The following is a 15,734-nucleotide window of genomic DNA, read 5'->3' as shown; positions in this document are numbered from 1 at the left end:
GCGTAGCGGCCGGTCAGACGCGCAGCAGGACGACCACGCCCGCGCAGGCGGCCGCCCACAGGGCACTGGCCAGGGTGCCGACGATGAACCGTTCCGCCGCCGCCGGAGAGCGCAGCTCGTCGAAGCGGCCCAGCCCTTTCACCGCGAGGGCGACGGCCAGCCCCTCGGGCCAGCCGGCCAGCAGCGTCGCGGTCAGCGCGGCGCGTTCCAGCACACCGATCCAGGCGCCGCCACGCAAGATCTCGGGGTCCTGCGCACCGCCCCCCACGCCGACGGCCGCCGGATCCGCGGCGTGCAGCACACCGACGGCCACGGGGCCGCCACCGGCCACGGAGGCCAGGACGGCCAGCACGGCGGCGCCACCCAGGAGGCCGTCCGTGGCGTCGCCGCCGGCCCAGGCGGTCCCCGCGGTGACCGCGAGCAGCGCCACCATGCCGGCTGCCCGGACCTGCGGGGCGGGCGACCGCCCGCCGAGGGCGAGGACCAGGCCGACGGCGCCCGTGAGGCCCAGCAGCACGAGGGCGGCGACGTTCATCCCGCCGCCCGGGCCAGCATGCGGGCAGCGGTCGGCCGGAGTTCGCGCTCGAGCTCCCACGACCCGGCGGCCAGGCGCTGGCCGACCGCCTGCCGGGAGATGCCGAGCGACGCCGCGGCCTCGGCCTGCGACCGCCCGTCCTCGACCAGGCCGATGGCTTCCCAGGCCTGGGAACTGCGCCGCTCGTAGATCATCGCCAGCGCGCTCAGCACGGCCTGCGCGTCCTCGGCGTCCATCACCGCCGCCCCGCGGACCGCGATCCGGGCGGACCGCTGCTTGGCCGCATCGACCGCTCCGCGAGCACTGAGGAACGCCGGGCCGGCCGCGGCACGCGTGCTGGACGGCAACGGCACCTGCACCGGTCCCGCCCCCACACCCACGCTCCAGGTGCCTTCGCGCAGCAGGTCGAGGACGACGTCGACGACGACTTCCGGATCGTCGAGCACGCCCTGGAACTCGTCACCGGCGGTCCGCTCGAAGGCCAGCACCGCGGGCACCGTGCCGTCGAGGCGACGCAGCACGCCGGCGACCCGGTCAGGGGTGCTGCGGCTGGCTCGCTGGTCCACCGTGAGCACGAAGGGCACGCCGCAAGGCTGACACCTTTCGGATACAAAAGCAAGTCTCAGAGCTTGTCGGTCACGTCCGGCGGGAATCCACCCGTCGCGACGGGTCCCCACCCGGTCACCGTGATCCGCAGCAACGACTTGCCCTGCCGGACCATGGCCGCGCGGTACCCGTCCCAGTCGGGGTGCTCACCGCTGATGGCCCGGTAGTAGTCGACCAGCGGCTCCAGCGCCTCCGGCAGGTCGAGCACCTCCGCCTCGCCGTCGACCTGGACCCAGGGACCGTCGAAGTCGTCCGACAGCACGCACAGCGACACCGCCGACGTCCGGCGGGCGTTGGTGACCTTGGCCCGCTGCGGATAGGTGGACACCACGATGCGCCCCTCGCCGTCCACCCCGCAGGTCACCGGCGAGAGCTGCACGCCGCCCTGACGGCGACGGGTGATCAGCACCGCCTTGTGGCGCGGTCGCAGGAACTCCAGCAGGGCATCGCGGTCGACCCGGTCGGCGGTGGCGGTCCTCGGCATGCCCCGACGCTACGACGCGGGTGTGACCATCGCCGCCCGGCCGGTCGGAGTGCGCCCCGTGTGCTGAGATCACCCGCATGAGGATCCGCCTGCCCGGCCGCACCGCCGAGTCCCCGCGGGAGGACCCCGCGGTCGACCGCGAGCCCGACGAGCTGCCCGAGGGCGGCGGCGTCGTCCCCGGCACCCACGCCCCGGCCTTCACGTCCCAGCGCGGGGCGCGCCTGCAGGCGGCGAGCAGGGCCCTGGCCATCGCCTCCGGCCAGCTGCTGCTGATCGTGGGCGGGCTGATCGTGGTCGGCTACGTCCTGGGCAAGCTCTGGGTGGTCCTGCTCCCTGTCGTCCTGGGGCTGCTGTTCAGCACCGTGCTCTGGCCGCCCACGAGGTTCCTGCGCAACCGCGGGATGCCCGCCGCCCTCGCCGCACTGTCGGTGCTGCTCTCGTTCCTCGCCGCCTTCATCGGCATCATCGCGCTCATCGCGCCGCCGGTCGTCCGGCAGGTCGAGGAGCTCGCCGACGGCGTCAGCGACGGGCTGCAGCAGCTGCAGGAGTGGCTGACCGGTCCACCGTTCGACCTCGGCGAGGAGCAGATCGGCACCGCCGTGGACCAGGCGATCAACAGCATCCAGGGCAACGCCCAGAACATCGCGCAGTACGCGGTCACCGGCGCGGCGACGATCGGTGGGCTGCTGATCAACCTGGTGCTCGCGCTCGTCCTGACCTTCTTCTTCCTCAAGGACGGCCCCCGCTGGGTGCCCTGGCTGGCCGCGCAGACCGGCCCCCCGGCCGCCCCCCACGTCGCGGCGCTGTCCTACAAGACCTGGTCGACGCTCTCGGAGTTCATCCGCCAGCAGGCCATCGTCGGGTTCGTCGACGCGTTCTTCATCGGCCTGGGGCTGTGGATCCTCGGGGTCCCGCTGGTGCTGCCGCTTGCCGTGCTCACGTTCTTCGGTGCCTTCATCCCGATCATCGGCGCCTTCGTCGCCGGCGGTTTCGCGGTGCTGATCGCGCTGGTCGACAGCGGCCTGACGACGGCGCTGATCGTGCTGGGCATCGTGCTGCTGGTGCAGCAGATCGAGGGCAACGTCCTGCAGCCGATCCTGCAGGGCCGCGGGCTGAACCTGCACGCCGCCGTCGTCATCCTGGCCGTCACCGCGGGCAGCAGCCTCGCGGGCATCGTCGGCGCCTTCCTCGCCGTCCCGGTGACCGCCCTCATCGCCGTCAGCTACCGCTACGCGCGCGACCAGCTGGACGGGAAGTCACCGGAGGTCGACCCCGACGGGACCCGGGCCCAGGTCGTCGAGGACGAGACGGGCGCGCACCTGACCCGGGAGCAGGTCGCTCCGCCGGCGGACTCCGATGAGGAGGGCGCGACCGTCCGGAGCTGAGGGCGCCCCCCGTCCTGCGGCGGCGGGAATGCGGCCGGGCCCGGTGGGGCTGCACCGACAGTGGTTTCGACGTCGACGGAGGAATGATCACGTGACCCAGCGACCCGAGGATCTCGTCGAGCTCCTCCCGGGGACGGAGCGCTTCCTCGCCCGCGGTGCGTCGGCGGGTGGGGCCGAGCGCGACCGGGGGCTGGTGCTCGTGCACGACATCGCCGGGAACTTCGACGCCGCCTCCGCCGGCGCACTGGCCGGCGCGCACCTGCTGGCCGGGCTCCCCCACGAGGTCATCGCCCGCTTCGACGCCGATGTCCTCGTCGACTACCGGGCCCACCGGCCGCGCGTCACCTTCAGCGGCGACCGATACGAGACCTTCCACGCTCCGGCGATCGAGCTCTACGCCGTCGAGGACGACGCGGGTGTGCCGTTCCTGCTGCTGCACGGGGCCGAACCCGACTACCAGTGGGAGCGCTTCGTCGCCACCGTCCGCCGGCTGGTCGAGCAGCTGGGCGTGACGTCGGTGGTCGCACTGCACGCCATCCCCATGCCGGTGCCCCACACCCGCCCGGTCACGGTCACCGCGCACGCCACGCGCCGGGCGCTGATCGAGCAGTACCCGGTCTACTGGGGCGAGATGCGGATACCGGGAAGCGTCGCCGCGCTGCTGGAGGTCCGCCTCGGAGAGGCGGGCGTCGATGCCCTCGGCGTGGCCGTGCACGTCCCGCACTACCTCGCCCAGGCCACGTACCCGGCCGCCTCCCTGACGCTGCTCGAGCACCTCGAGCAGCTCACCGGCCTGCACGTGCCGGTCGAGTCGCTGCGCGAGGCCGCCGAGGCGCACCGCACGGAGGTCGACGAGCAGATCGCCCGGTCGGCGGACAACACCGCGGTCGTCGCCGCACTCGAGCAGCAGTACGACGCGTTCACCACGGCGCGGGAGAACAGCGACCTGCTCAGCGACGAGGGCGCGGTCCCGACCGCGGAGGAGATCGGCGCGGAGTTCGAGCGGTTCCTGGCCGACCAGGACCGCAAACACCCCCGTGGCGGCGAGTGACCCGGGCCTGACCGGGCGGGTGCACGGCCGCTTCGACGACCTGGCCACCGGCTCGGCGCTCGCCTTCCCCGGCGCGGACCGGGTGCTGGTGGCCCGCGAACCGGCCGACGTCGTCCCCCTGCTGGCCGAGGTGGAGCGGGCGACGGCCGCCGGCGCCTGGGCCTTCGGCTACCTGGCCTACGAGGCCGCGGCCGGGCTCGACCCCGGCGCGGCGGTGCCCCCGCGGGCCCCGGACGAGACCCTGCCCCTGGCCGTGTTCGGGCTCAGCGGGCAGGCCATCGCCGTTCCTCCCGTCGCTCCCCTCCCCGGCCGGGAGCGCGACTACGCGGCGGGTCCCTGGCGGCGCGACTGGACGCCGGACGGGTACCGGGACGCCGTCGCCGCCGTCCGGCGCTGGATCGCGGCCGGCGACGCGTACCAGGTGAACCTCACCGTGCGGATGCGGGCACAGGTCACCGGCGACCTGGAGCAGCTGTACGCCGACCTCGCCTGCGGGCAGCGGGGCTCGTGGGCGGCGTACCTGGACATCGGCACCCACGTCGTCGCCAGCGCCAGCCCCGAGCTGTTCTTCGACTGGACCGGCGACCGCCTGCTCACCCGCCCGATGAAGGGCACCGCACGGAGGGGCGGCACTCCCGAAGAGGACGACGACGCCCGCCGGACGCTCCTGGCCAGCGCCAAGGAACGCGCCGAGAACCTGATGATCGTCGACCTGCTGCGCAACGACCTCGGGCGCATCGCCGAGGTGGGCAGCGTCGAGGTCCCCGCGCTGTTCCGGGCCGAGCGGTACGAGACGGTCTGGCAGCTGACCTCCGACGTCACCGCGCGGCCGCGGAGCGACGTCGGGCTGGTCGACGTCTTCCGCGCCCTGTTCCCCTCCGGCTCGGTGACCGGCGCCCCCAAGCACCGGACCATGCAGCTGATCCAGGCCCTGGAGCCCGAGCCGCGCGGGGTCTACTGCGGAACCCTCGGGGTGGTCGCTCCCCCGGGGCAGGCCTTCCGCGCACGGTTCAACGTGGCCATCCGGACGGTCACCGTCGAGCGGGCCACCGGCGCGGGCGTCTACGGCACCGGCGGGGGGATCACCTGGGCCTCCGACGCCGACGCCGAGCACGCCGAGCTGCTGGCGAAGGCGGCGATCCTCGCCCGGCCGTACGAGGAGTTCGGCCTGTTCGAGACGATGGCCCGCCTGCCCGGGGGCGCCCTGCGCAACCTCGAGCGGCACCTGGCCCGGCTGGCCGGCTCCGCAGCCTGGGCCGGGTTCGCGCTCGACCCCGAGGTCGTCCGCCGGCGGCTGGCGGCGGTGACCGCGGATCCCGCACCGGCGCGCGTCCGACTGGTCCTGCACCGCGACGGCCGGGTGGAGGTCGAGGTCGGGCCGCCCCCGGTGCGGGTCGACGCACCCGTCCGGCTGATCGTGGACCCCGACCCGGTCGACGCCGACGACGTCTGGCTGCGGCACAAGACCACCCGGCGGGCCGTCTACACCGAGCGCGCCGCGCGATGGCCGGACGCCGACGACGTCGTCCTGACGTCCTCGCGGGGCGAGGTGACCGAGACGACGATCGCCAACCTCGCCGTCCGGCTCGACGGCCGCTGGTGGACTCCCCCTGTGTCGGCCGGCTGCCTGCCCGGCGTGGAACGCGCCCGGCTGATCGCCGAGGGCCGGCTGCACGAGCGCCGGCTCACCCCGGCCGACCTCGTCGCGGCCGAGGGGCTGGCCGTCGTCAACTCCCTGCGCGGCTGGCGAGACGCAGTGCTGCCCTGACCCTGGCCGCCGTGGCGAGCTGACGTCGTCCTCCCTCACCGCAGCGCGTCCTCCCTCACCGCACACCGTGAGGGAGGACGCGCTGGGATCAGGTCACCTGATCGTGGCCGGGGGCGATACCGGAGGCGGCGGCCCGCCGCGTGTTGCGTGCTGCTGTCAGGCCACCGTGACGTGCTCGTTGGGCACGCAGTGCGTCATGACCAGGCCTGTCACGTCGCGCGGACCGTTCTTGCCGAGGTTGGCGGCCCGCTGGAGCTCGGCCTCGGTGAGGGTCTGCGTCTGCAGCGGCGGCAGCCCCCGGACGTCGTCCGCGGAGATGCCGAGGCCCTCGCCGACCCGCTGACCGAGCTCGTCCTCGGCCATGAACAGGTGCCAGACCATCCGCTCCTGGATCGGGCGGTCGCACTGGGACAGCGCGTCGACGAAGTTGGCCACCACGTCGTCCTTCTCCCACTGCTCGGACAGCAGGTAGCGCTGACCGGCCTGCGTGTAGTCGTCGGTGCGCTCGATCCGCTTGCGGGTCAGCCGGCCGGTGATCTCCGGACCCTGCTCGTCGTGCGTGGGGTAGGCCGCCTCGCGCAGGCCGCCGGTGATCGACGGCTCGTAGTTGACGTGCGGGTTCTGCCCCGGGCCCAGGTCCACGGAGTAGGCCATCGCGCCGTCCCGCTGGTTGGTGGCCACGCGGGCGTTCTTGGCCTGGTTGACCGGCAGCTGCAGGTAGTTCGGGCCCACCCGGTAGCGCTGGGTGTCGGAGTAGGAGAACGTCCGGCCGACCAGCATCTTGTCGTCGGAGAAGTCCAGGCCGTCGACCAGCACGCCGGTGCCGAAGGCGATCTGCTCGTTCTCCAGGAAGAAGTTCTCCGGCGCCCGGTTCAGGGTCATGGTGCCGATCTTCCGCAGCGGGAACTCGTTCTCCGGCCACACCTTGGTGTCGTCGAGCGGGTCGAAGTCCAGCTCCGGGTGGTCGTGGTCGTCCATGAGCTGCACGTGCAGGTCCCACGACGGGAAGTCGCCGCGGCCGATGGCGTCGTAGAGGTCCTTGGTGTGCGCGCCGAGCTCGTTGGCCTGCACCGCAGCGGCGTCCTTGGCCGTCATCGACTTGACGCCCTGCTTCGGCAGCCAGTGGTACTTGACGAGCTTGGTCTCGCCCTGGGCGTTGACCCACTTGTAGGTGTTCACGCCGAAGCCCTGCTGGGTGCGGTAGTTCGCCGGCAGCCCGCGCGGGCTGAAGACCAGCGTGAACATGTGGATCGACTCCGGCGTCTGCGAGGCGAAGTCGAACACCCGGTTGGCGACCTGCCGGTCGAAGGTGACCGGGTCGGGCTTCTGCGAGTGGATGAAGTCGGGGAACTTGATGGCGTCCCGGATGAAGAAGACGCCCAGGTTGTTGCCGACGAGGTCCCAGTTGCCGTCCTCGGTGTAGAACTTCACCGCGAAGCCGCGCGGGTCGCGCGCCGCCTCCGAAGAATCCCGGCCACCGGCCACGGTGGAGAAGCGGACGGCGACCTCGGTCTCCTTGCCCTTCTCCTGGAAGAGCTTCGCGCGGGTGTACGTGCTGATCGGCTCGTCGCCGACGGTGCCGTCGGCCACGAAGACCCCGAAGGCGGTGGCCCCGCGGGCGTGCACGACGCGCTCCGGGATGCGCTCCCGGTCGAAGTGGCTGATCTTCTCCAGGAACTGGTAGTTCTCCAGGGTGGCGGGGCCGCGGGAGCCCACCGTCCGCTGGTTCTGGTTGTCGTAGACCGGGTGGCCCTGACGGTTGGTCAGGACGGCGCGGTGGGCCTCGCTGGGAGCCGGGCCCTGCGATGAGACGTCGGTCATGCGGGTGTTCCTCCTCGGATGTCCTGCGCTTCGGACTGCACTGCTCCTGCTGCTGCCCCGCCCTGGCAGGCACGACACGAGCCCCAGAACACGACCTCGGCCGCGTCGACGACGAAGCCGGTCGCATCCGAGGGGGTCAGGCAGGGGGCCCCACCGACGGCGCAGTCGACATCGGCGACGGCGCCGCACGAGCGGCAGACCGGGTGGTGGTGGTTGTCACCCACCCGCAGCTCGAAGAGCGCGGGCGCACCGGCGGGTTCGATCCGGCGGGCGAGCCCTCCGGTGACGAGGGCATCGGCGTGGGGCTGGGCGGAGAGGACGTCGAGCACGGCCAGCCGCGGTCGGGTGACCCGCAGGCCCGCCTCGCGCAACCGGGGCGCCCACGTCGTCTCCATCGGGGGCCACTCTGCCGCCTTGTTTTGAACTAGTCCAATCAAGGATATGTACTCCCGGCCACGATCAGGTGAAGACGATGGTTCGCGGGCCTTCCACGATCACGCGGTCCTCCACGTGCCAGGTCACCGCCTGGGCCAGCACCTGCCGCTCGACGTAACGGCCCACCCTGCGCATGTCCTCGACCGTCGCGCGGTGGTCCACCCGCGCGACCTCCTGCTCGATGATCGGGCCGGCATCGAGCTCCGGGGTCACGTAGTGCGCCGTCGCCCCGATCAGCTTCACCCCGCGGTCGTGCGCGGCCTGGTAGGGGTTCGCGCCCACGAACGCCGGCAGGAAGCTGTGGTGGATGTTGATCAGCCGCTCCGGGAAGCGGCTGCAGAAGTCGGCCGACACGATCTGCATGTAGCGGGCGAGCACGACGAGGTCGACGTCGCCGATGAGCTCCAGGGCGCGGGCCTCGGCCTCGGCCTTGGTCGCCGGCGTCATCGGGACGTGGTGGAACGGGATGCCCGCGGCGGCCGCGACCGGCGCCAGGTCGGGGTGGTTGGAGAGGACGGCGACGATGTCGGCCCGCAGGTCGCCCGCCCGGACGCGGTAGATCAGCTCCTGCAGGACGTGGTCGGCCCTGCTGACGAACACCGCCACGGTCGGGCGGTGCGCGGCCTCGGTGAGCCGCCAGGTGAGCTGCCACTCCCCCGCCACCGCGGCCAGCCGGTCCTCGAGCCCGGCCCGGCGGTCGGCCAGTCCGGCCAGCACGAACTCCAGCCGCAGGGTGAAGGTGCCCCCGCTGGGATCGGAGGAGTGCTGCTGGGAGTCGGTGATGTTCGCGCCGGCCTCGGTCAGCAGGCCGCTGAGCAGGTGCACGATGCCCGGCCGGTCGGGGCAGCGGACGACCAGCCGCCCGACGTCGTTGGTGCTGGGGTCGAACGGGTCGGCGGCGGACATGGCGGGAATCGTCCCAGACCGGGGACCCAGGCCCGCTCAGCCCTCCGGCAGCGGGGCCCGGGTGGCACCGGCGACGTCGAAGAGGTCGCCGTACTCCTCGACCCGGGCCAGGACGTCGTCGGTGGTGAACCGCAGCGCCGCCGGGTCCAGCGATCCGTCGCGCACCGCGTCCACCTCGTCCCACCCGATCGGCGTGGACACCGTCGCACCGACCCGCGCCCGCAGCGAGTACGGCGCCACGGTGGTCTTGGCCGGGTTGTTCTGGCTCCAGTCGATGAGCACCTTGCCCGGGCGCAGCGCCTTCTCCATGCGCCACACGACGTCGTCGGGCGTCTCCGCCGACAGTTCCTGGGCCAGCTGCTTCGCGTACCGGCTGGGGTGCTCGCGGTCGGCCGGGGCCTCGATCGGCGCGTACACCTGCATGCCCTTGGACCCCGAGGTCTTGACCACCGGGTCCAGCCCGTCGGCCTCCAGCCGCTGCCCGAGCCGCTCGGCGACGGCGCAGCACTCGGCGATGCCCGTTTCCTGTCCGGGGTCGAGATCGAGGACCAGGAGGTCGGGGAGCGCCGGCTGCCCGTCGTCGTCCACCCGCCACTGCGGCACGTGCACCTCGAGCGCGGCCAGGTTGGCCGCCCAGGCCAGGTCGGCGGTCGACTCGAGGATCACCATGTCCAGGGTCTCCCGCCCGCGGGAGCTGCCCGGGCTCGGGATGGTCACCCGCCGGACCCACTCGGGGGCGTGCCGGGCGCTGTTCTTCTCGAAGAAGGTCTGCCCCTCGACGCCGTCGGGCCAGCGGGTGAACGTGACCGGCCGGCCCGCGACGTGCGGCAGCAGCACCGGCGCGATCCGGACGTAGTAGTCGATGACCTGCGCCTTGGTGAACCCCACCTCGGGGAAGAGCACCTTCTCCAGGTTCGACACCGACAGCGTGCGGCCGTCGATCTCCACCCGCTGCTTCGCCGGGCTCATGGTCCGTCCCGCATCCGCCGGGGGCGGTCGATCACGGAGCCGCTCACGGCTCGACCACCACGTCGTCGGGCTCCAGGTCGTCCCGCACGCCCTTCCACGACGGGTGCCGCAGCCGGTTGTCGGCCGTCCACACCGCGTAGGCCACCTCGCCGACCAGGTCCGGCTCGACCCAGTGCGCGTCCCGCGTCACCTCCCGCGGCAGCGTGCCGGCGAAGGGCGACGTCGTGCGGGGGGTGAGCGTGCGCCCGAGGTCGGCCAGGTGCTGGGCGCTGAAGCCGGTGCCCACGTGGCCGACGTAGACCAGCCGGCCCTCGTCGTCGGGGACGCCGACCAGCAGGGAGCCGATGCCGCCGGCCCGCCGGCCCTGACCGGGCCGCCAGCCGCCCACGACCACCGCCTGGGTGCGGACGTTCTTGAGCTTGCGCCAGTCGGGGCTGCGCAGTCCCGGCCGGTACGGGGAGTCCAGCCGCTTGGCGACGACGCCCTCGAGCCCGTTCTCCTCGCTCGCCGCCAGCACGCCCGCCCCGCCGCCGGTGAACCACGGGGTGGCCACCCAGCGGTGACCGGCGAGACCGAGGCCGTCGAGCCGTGCCCGGCGCTCGGCGTACGGGCGGGTCGTGAGGTCCTCGCCGTCCCAGGACAGCAGGTCGAAGACGAGGAAGCTGACCGGGCGTGCCGCGGCCATGCGGGGCACCTCGGGACCGGTGCGGTGCATGCGGTTCTGCAGGGCGCCGAAGTCGGGGCGGCCGTCGGCGTCCATGAGCACGATCTCGCCGTCGACCACGGCGTCGTGCCCGGCCAGGGCGGCGGGCAGCCGGCCCACCTCCGGATAGCGGACGGTGATCTCCGCGCCCTTGCGCGAGGTGAGGACCAGGGCGCCCCGGTGCACGGCGGCCACCGCCCGGACGCCGTCCCACTTGAACTCGTAGCCCCAGCGGTCGTCCTCCTCCGGCGGGGGCAGGACTCCCGCGGTGGCGAGCATCGGCAGGGGGGTCGGCGCAGGGCCCGGCGACGCCTCCGGGGACGGCTGCGGGGACGGCGTCGCGTCGAGCCTGCGGACGTTCCAGGTGCCGTCGGCCAGCCGGTAGATGACGTAGCGGCCGGTCAGCCGACGGCCGTCGAAGGTGACGGTGATGTGGTCGTCGGCCCACTTCTCCGTGGCGTAGCGCCCGGCGTCCCAGATGGTCACCTCTCCGCCGCCGTACTCGCCGGCGGCGATGGTCCCGGAGAACGACGCGTACTCCAGCGGGTGGTCCTCGGTGGCGACGGCGAGCCTGCGGGGCCCCTGCTCGGTCGGCGGCCCCTTCGGCACCGCCCAGCTCTTCAGGACGCCGTCGCGCTCCAGCCGCAGGTCCCAGTGCACGCGCTCGCCCGCCCGGCCGCGGGGCGTGTGGTGCTCGTGGACGACGAAGGTGTCGCCGTCGCCCACGGGCAGCGGCTGCCCGGCCGCGGGCACGGGTTCGGCCGTCCGCGCCGGATCGCGCTTGGCGCGGTACTCGGCGAGCGGGTCGTCCTGCCGGCCGCGCGGGCGCCCGGGCACGTCAGGCGCTGCGGCGGGCGCGCTTGGCCGGTGGCTTGTCGGCGCTCGCACTCTTCGTGGCCGCGGTCTTCGCGGCCGTCGTCTTCTTGGCGGCGGTCGGCTTCTTCGCCGCGGGCGACTTCGCGGCCGGCTTCTCGGCGGGCGCCTTCGCGGCCGCCGCCTTCTTCGCCGGCGCCCGCTTGGCCGGGGTCTTCTTGGCCGGCTTCTCCTCCGCGGCCGCGTCGTCCGCCGCAGCGGCGTCGTCGGCACCCGCGGAGCCGCCGCGGGCCCGCTCGACGCTGCGCCGCAGCGCGCTCATCAGGTCGACCACCGCGGCGCCGTCGTCGGGGACCTCCGGTGGCTGCTGCACGTCGCCGCCGCTCTGCTTGGCCTCCAGCAGCGCGGTCATCGCCTCGCGGTAGTCGTCGGTGAACTCGGTCGGGTCGAACGCGCCCGACATCGACGAGATCAGCGCCTCGGCCATCTGCAGTTCCTGCGGCCGCACGGAGACGTCCTCGTCGAGGAACGCGAAGTCGGGACGGCGGATCTCGTCGGGCCACCGCATGGTGTGCAGCACGAGGATGCCGTCCCGGACGCGCATCGCCGCCAGGGACTCGCGCTGGCGGATCGCGATCTTGGTGATCGCCACCTGGCCGGCGTTCTCCAGGGCGTCGCGCAGCAGCACGTAGGGGCGCGTCGCCGGGCCGTCGGGCTCCAGGTAGTAGGTCTTCTCGAACTGGATGGGGTCGATCTCGGCCTGGTCGACGAACTGCAGCACCTCGATCTCGCGCCGGGTGCTCAGGGGCAGCTCGTCGAAGTCCTCGTCGGTCAGGATCACCACCTGGCCGTCGGGCAGCTCGTAGCCCTTGGCGATGTCGCGGTACTCGACCTCCTCGCCGTCGATCGAGCAGACGCGCTTGTACTTCACCCGGCCACCGTCGGCGGCGTGCACCTGGTGGAAGCGGATGTCCTTGTCCTCGGTGGCGGAGTACAGCTTCACCCCGATGCTGACCAGCCCGAAGGACACGGCCCCGCGCCAGATCGATCGCATGCCGCCCCTTCCCGAGTGGTCCCCGACGGGAGCCCCGACCGACCCACGACCGGGTCAAGATCACACGATAGGGGCGCGGGGCCACCGGCGGCAGGTCGGCGGACACGCCGCCTCCCCCGGTCGGAGGACACGGCGGGACACGCCCGACACGCCCGGCGGCTCAGGGGACGGGTGCCGTCACTGCCCGCCCGCGTCCACGCCCTGCGGCTCGTCGTCCTCGATGGAGCCGGTGAGGATGCCGTTCTGGATGGCGTCGTAGACGAACTGGAGGACGTCGGAGCCGGCCACCATGGTCATGGTCAGCGCGGCCAGCCGGGTGGCCCTCGGCGCGCTGACGTAGCCGAACACGAAACCGGTGCCGACCCACTGGGCCAGGCAGAACGGGCAGGTCAGCAGCTCCCCCACGGCGTGCTTCGCACCACCGTGCTCGCGGACCTCCTCGGCGACCTCCGCGTGCCCGGACGGGCCCTCGAAGCGGACGAAGGGCGCCCGCAGCGGCGCGGTCACCGGGTCCTTGGCGATCCGCCTCGCCAGCCGGAAGGTGGCCACCGTCAGCAGGGCGGCGTCGCCCAGCGGGATCCGATCGGGCAGCTCCCTGCCGGAGACGCGCACCGCCGCGGCGGCCGCCGACACCAGGCCGACGTAGACACCCATCGCGCCGAGGTCCGCGGCGAGCGGACGCGGCTCGCCGTCGGTGTACTCCCGCTTCTGCGTGCGGGCCCACCGTCGGACCGGGGCCCCGATCCGCTGCACCTCGTCTGCGATCGCCATGGGCGCGCGCTACCCGCGCGCCGCCCGGGCGAACCCGCCACGCCCGACCGTGCGCGAGCGCACACCGAGGCATGGCGACGGAGGCCACGGGTAGGGCCGTGGTCCGACGCCGGTCCGCACGGACCGGCTCCCGGTCCCCCCGGGGACGACGAGAGCGGGTGCACCCGCCCGACGAACGGAGAACCGCATGACCGACCCCGGCACGACCGACGGCACCACGCAGACCGAGGGGCAGACCGCCCGGGACATCTTCCCCGAGGACGACGGCATCCCTGAGGTGGCGCAGGACGACTCCCCCACCATGCAGCGCGCCGAGGATCCCCAGTTCGAGGCGCTGCCCGGTGAGCGGCCCACCGCCACCACCGACTTCGGCACCACCGCGTCCGAGCAGGCCGACGGCGAGTCGCTCACCGGCCGGCTGGACCGCGAGCTCCCCGACGACGGTCCCGACGTCCGCCCGGCCGAGGACCCGCAGCGCGCCGACGTGCAGCTCGAGCAGGACCTCAACACCACGCCCGACAGCGACTCGGGCACCAACCGCACGGCGGACGACATGGAGGCGACGGGCGACGCGGTGATCGGCGGCGAGGGCCCCGAGGAGTCGGCCGTCCACATCACCGACGGCTGACCGGCTCAGCTCTTCCCACCCGCCCGGGCGGACGCGGTCCGGCACCGCGATCTTGCCGGGCGGGTTGGCGCGTCCGCGTCCGGTTGTCTACGTTGAGTCAGCGGTTGAGCAGGCAGCCGCTCCGGAGCAGGTCCCACGAGGGCCCGTTCCGGCCGCGTCGACCACGCGCGGAACCGGGGTGATCCATACCCCGCGACGCGTCAGCGGTAGATTGACCGGGCGGTGCGCCGCCGCGCCGCCGCCGAGAGGAGCACCGTCCGTGACCACTTCCGACCTGCCCGCCGAGGGGCAGCCCGACGTGTCGAGCGAAGGCACCGAGGCACCCTTCGACGACGTGATCACGCTCTCCACCTCCACCGATGAGGACGGCGTGGTGACGGTGAAGGTCGTCGGCGAGGTGGACACCTTCACCGCTCCGGTGCTGCGTTCGACGCTGGACAGCCAGCTCGAGCAGTCCCCGCGCGAGCTGGTGATCGACCTGTCCGGGGTCCAGTTCCTGGGCTCTGCCGGCCTGGCCGTGCTCGTCGAGACCCAGAAGTCCGCCCGCAGCCGTGAGGTCGCCCTGCGCCTCATCGCCACGACCCGTGCCGTCACGCGGCCGCTCGAGGTGACCGGTCTGATCGACCTGTTCACGATCGCCGACAGCACCGCACGCTGAAGAAGGACCCCCTGCCCCCCACCGCTCGCTAGCTCGCGGCGGGGCCCTGCAGGGGGCCGGACGAGGGCCTCCCGGTTCGCCGGGGGGCCCTCGTCCCGTCTCAGGCCGACAGCAGCTGGCAGACCGCCTGCTCCAGGAGCCGCTGGGCATCCCGGTCCGCCTCTGCCTCCGCCGCCTCCCGCAGGGCCTCGGCCACGGTCTCACCGTGCTCGAACCGGTCGACCACCCGCGGGTCCACGTAGCTGGCCTTGCACACGGCCGGGGTGTTGCCCAGCTGCTCGCTCACCTGCTTGTAGGCGGCGCTGACGATCTTCTTGCGGGCGGTGCGCGACGTCGGCCGCGCCGCCTCGGCCAGCTGCGCCGCCATCAGTACCGTGGCGTTCCAGGTCCGGAAGTCCTTGGCGGTGATCTCCGCCCCGCTGATCTCCTTGAGGTAGGCGTTGATCTCGGAGCTGGTCACGTCCCGCCAGGTGCCGTCCTCGACCTGGTAGGCCAGCAGCTCCTCCCCCGTTCCCTCGGGGCGGTCGAGCAGCTGGCGGACGACGGTGGCCGTGGGACGGTCGGTGAGCTCCACCTCGCGCTCGATGCCGCCCTTGGCGGTGTAGGAGAAGAACGTCCGCTCCCCCCGCACCCGGACGTGCTCCCGGCGCAGCGTGGCCAACCCGTACGTGCCGTTCTCCTCGGCGTACTGCTCGCTGCCGACGCGGAAGGCGCCCAGGTCGAGCAGCCGGATGGCCGTCGCCAGGACCCGCTCGCGGTTGAGTCCCCGGGTGCGCAGCGCGGCGGTCACCTCGTCCCGGACGTCCGGCAGCTGGCGGGCGATCTCCAGCACCCGCTCGTGCTTCTCGGCGTCCCGGCGCACCCGCCACTGGTCGTGGTACCGGTACTGCCGCCGCCCGGCCGCGTCGACACCGGTGGCCTGGATGTGGCCGTTGGGCCACGGGCAGATCCAGACGTCCCGCCAGGCCGGGGGGATGGCCAGGCCGCGGATCCGGTCGAGCCGCTCGTCCCTGACCAGCGCGCCGTCGGTGTCGTAGTAGGCGAAGCCCCGCCCTGCCCGACGACGTCCGTAGCCGGGTCCGTTCACGTCGCTCCGCCGCAGTCTCACCGCCGGAGGATGAGCACGGGGACCGGCGCGCAAACCCGG

The 15,734-nt window shown here is 73.4% G+C and carries 16 protein-coding genes; 5 read left to right on the top strand and 11 right to left on the bottom strand.

Features of this window, described 5'->3' with window-relative positions; genetic code table 11:
* Nucleotides 1–13: 13 nt before the first annotated feature.
* From RM425_RS05210 to RM425_RS05200, 3 genes are read right to left on the bottom strand one after another with little or no spacing between them, the layout of a single operon-like run.
* Nucleotides 14–535: a hypothetical protein gene (locus RM425_RS05210; RefSeq protein ID WP_311344119.1), complete on the bottom strand. Its 522-nt coding sequence runs from the start codon at nt 533–535 to the stop codon at nt 14–16.
* Nucleotides 532–1,119 carry a hypothetical protein gene (locus RM425_RS05205; RefSeq protein WP_311344118.1) on the bottom strand — a complete coding sequence of 196 codons (588 nt, stop codon included), beginning with the start codon at nt 1,117–1,119 and terminating at the stop codon, nt 532–534. Before RM425_RS05205 ends, RM425_RS05210 begins: the two co-directional genes overlap by 4 nt.
* A gap of 38 nt (nt 1,120–1,157) precedes the next feature.
* Complete coding sequence (locus RM425_RS05200) at nt 1,158–1,625, bottom strand: PPOX class F420-dependent oxidoreductase (protein ID WP_311344117.1); 468 nt, start codon at nt 1,623–1,625, stop codon at nt 1,158–1,160.
* 77 nt (nt 1,626–1,702) lie between these two features.
* Between RM425_RS05200 and RM425_RS05195 the strand changes: the two genes are divergently transcribed.
* The 3 genes from RM425_RS05195 (at nt 1,703) to pabB (ending at nt 5,829) form a co-directional block, all read left to right on the top strand.
* Nucleotides 1,703–3,010, top strand: coding sequence for an AI-2E family transporter (locus RM425_RS05195; RefSeq protein WP_311344116.1), 1,308 nt, complete (start codon nt 1,703–1,705; stop codon nt 3,008–3,010).
* A 91-nt stretch (nt 3,011–3,101) separates the two neighbouring features.
* The gene (locus tag RM425_RS05190) at nt 3,102–4,061 is read left to right on the top strand and encodes a proteasome assembly chaperone family protein (RefSeq protein WP_311344115.1); all 960 of its coding nucleotides are present in this window, start codon (nt 3,102–3,104) and stop codon (nt 4,059–4,061) included.
* Nucleotides 4,048–5,829, top strand: a complete 1,782-nt coding sequence (gene pabB, locus RM425_RS05185; RefSeq protein WP_311344114.1) for an aminodeoxychorismate synthase component I — start codon at nt 4,048–4,050, stop codon at nt 5,827–5,829. The genes RM425_RS05190 and pabB overlap by 14 nt, the downstream gene beginning before the upstream one ends.
* 156 nt (nt 5,830–5,985) lie before the next feature.
* On the opposite strand, the gene RM425_RS05180 is transcribed toward pabB, so the two are convergent.
* From RM425_RS05180 to RM425_RS05150, 7 genes are all read right to left on the bottom strand, one after another.
* Nucleotides 5,986–7,650 (bottom strand): catalase, encoded by a 1,665-nt coding sequence (locus RM425_RS05180; RefSeq protein WP_311344113.1) that lies wholly within the window; start codon nt 7,648–7,650, stop codon nt 5,986–5,988.
* Nucleotides 7,647–8,045: a Fur family transcriptional regulator gene (locus tag RM425_RS05175; protein WP_311344112.1), complete on the bottom strand. Its 399-nt coding sequence runs from the start codon at nt 8,043–8,045 to the stop codon at nt 7,647–7,649. The genes RM425_RS05180 and RM425_RS05175 overlap by 4 nt, the downstream gene beginning before the upstream one ends.
* 64 nt (nt 8,046–8,109) lie before the next feature.
* On the bottom strand, nt 8,110–8,991 hold the full coding sequence (gene purU / locus RM425_RS05170; protein ID WP_311344111.1) for a formyltetrahydrofolate deformylase: 882 nt from the start codon (nt 8,989–8,991) through the stop codon (nt 8,110–8,112).
* A 36-nt stretch (nt 8,992–9,027) separates the two neighbouring features.
* Nucleotides 9,028–9,960, bottom strand: a complete 933-nt coding sequence (ligD, locus tag RM425_RS05165) for a non-homologous end-joining DNA ligase (protein WP_311344110.1) — start codon at nt 9,958–9,960, stop codon at nt 9,028–9,030.
* 43 nt (nt 9,961–10,003) lie between these two features.
* On the bottom strand, nt 10,004–11,500 hold the full coding sequence (ligD, locus tag RM425_RS05160) for a non-homologous end-joining DNA ligase (RefSeq protein ID WP_311344109.1): 1,497 nt from the start codon (nt 11,498–11,500) through the stop codon (nt 10,004–10,006).
* Nucleotide 11,501: 1 nt separating this feature from the next.
* The gene (ku, locus tag RM425_RS05155; RefSeq protein WP_311344108.1) at nt 11,502–12,530 is read right to left on the bottom strand and encodes a non-homologous end joining protein Ku; all 1,029 of its coding nucleotides are present in this window, start codon (nt 12,528–12,530) and stop codon (nt 11,502–11,504) included.
* 177 nt (nt 12,531–12,707) lie between these two features.
* A complete protein-coding gene (locus tag RM425_RS05150) occupies nt 12,708–13,301 on the bottom strand; it encodes a DUF1360 domain-containing protein (protein ID WP_311344107.1) in 594 nt (197 codons plus the stop codon).
* A 187-nt stretch (nt 13,302–13,488) separates the two neighbouring features.
* Here RM425_RS05150 and RM425_RS05145 point away from each other — a divergent pair, with 187 nt between their 5' ends.
* Nucleotides 13,489–13,929 (top strand): hypothetical protein, encoded by a 441-nt coding sequence (locus tag RM425_RS05145; protein ID WP_311344106.1) that lies wholly within the window; start codon nt 13,489–13,491, stop codon nt 13,927–13,929.
* Between the two features lie 259 nt (nt 13,930–14,188).
* Nucleotides 14,189–14,587: an STAS domain-containing protein gene (locus RM425_RS05140; RefSeq protein ID WP_311344105.1), complete on the top strand. Its 399-nt coding sequence runs from the start codon at nt 14,189–14,191 to the stop codon at nt 14,585–14,587.
* A 100-nt stretch (nt 14,588–14,687) separates the two neighbouring features.
* On the opposite strand, the gene RM425_RS05135 is transcribed toward RM425_RS05140, so the two are convergent.
* Nucleotides 14,688–15,695, bottom strand: a complete 1,008-nt coding sequence (locus RM425_RS05135; protein WP_311344104.1) for a DNA topoisomerase IB — start codon at nt 15,693–15,695, stop codon at nt 14,688–14,690.
* Nucleotides 15,696–15,734: the final 39 nt, after the last annotated feature.

This window comes from Blastococcus goldschmidtiae, from assembly GCF_031845325.1.
In the GTDB taxonomy this organism is placed as follows: domain Bacteria; phylum Actinomycetota; class Actinomycetes; order Mycobacteriales; family Geodermatophilaceae; genus Blastococcus; species Blastococcus goldschmidtiae.
Note: the sequence above shows the minus strand (reverse complement) of the source record. Positions and strands in the feature narration are given on the sequence as shown.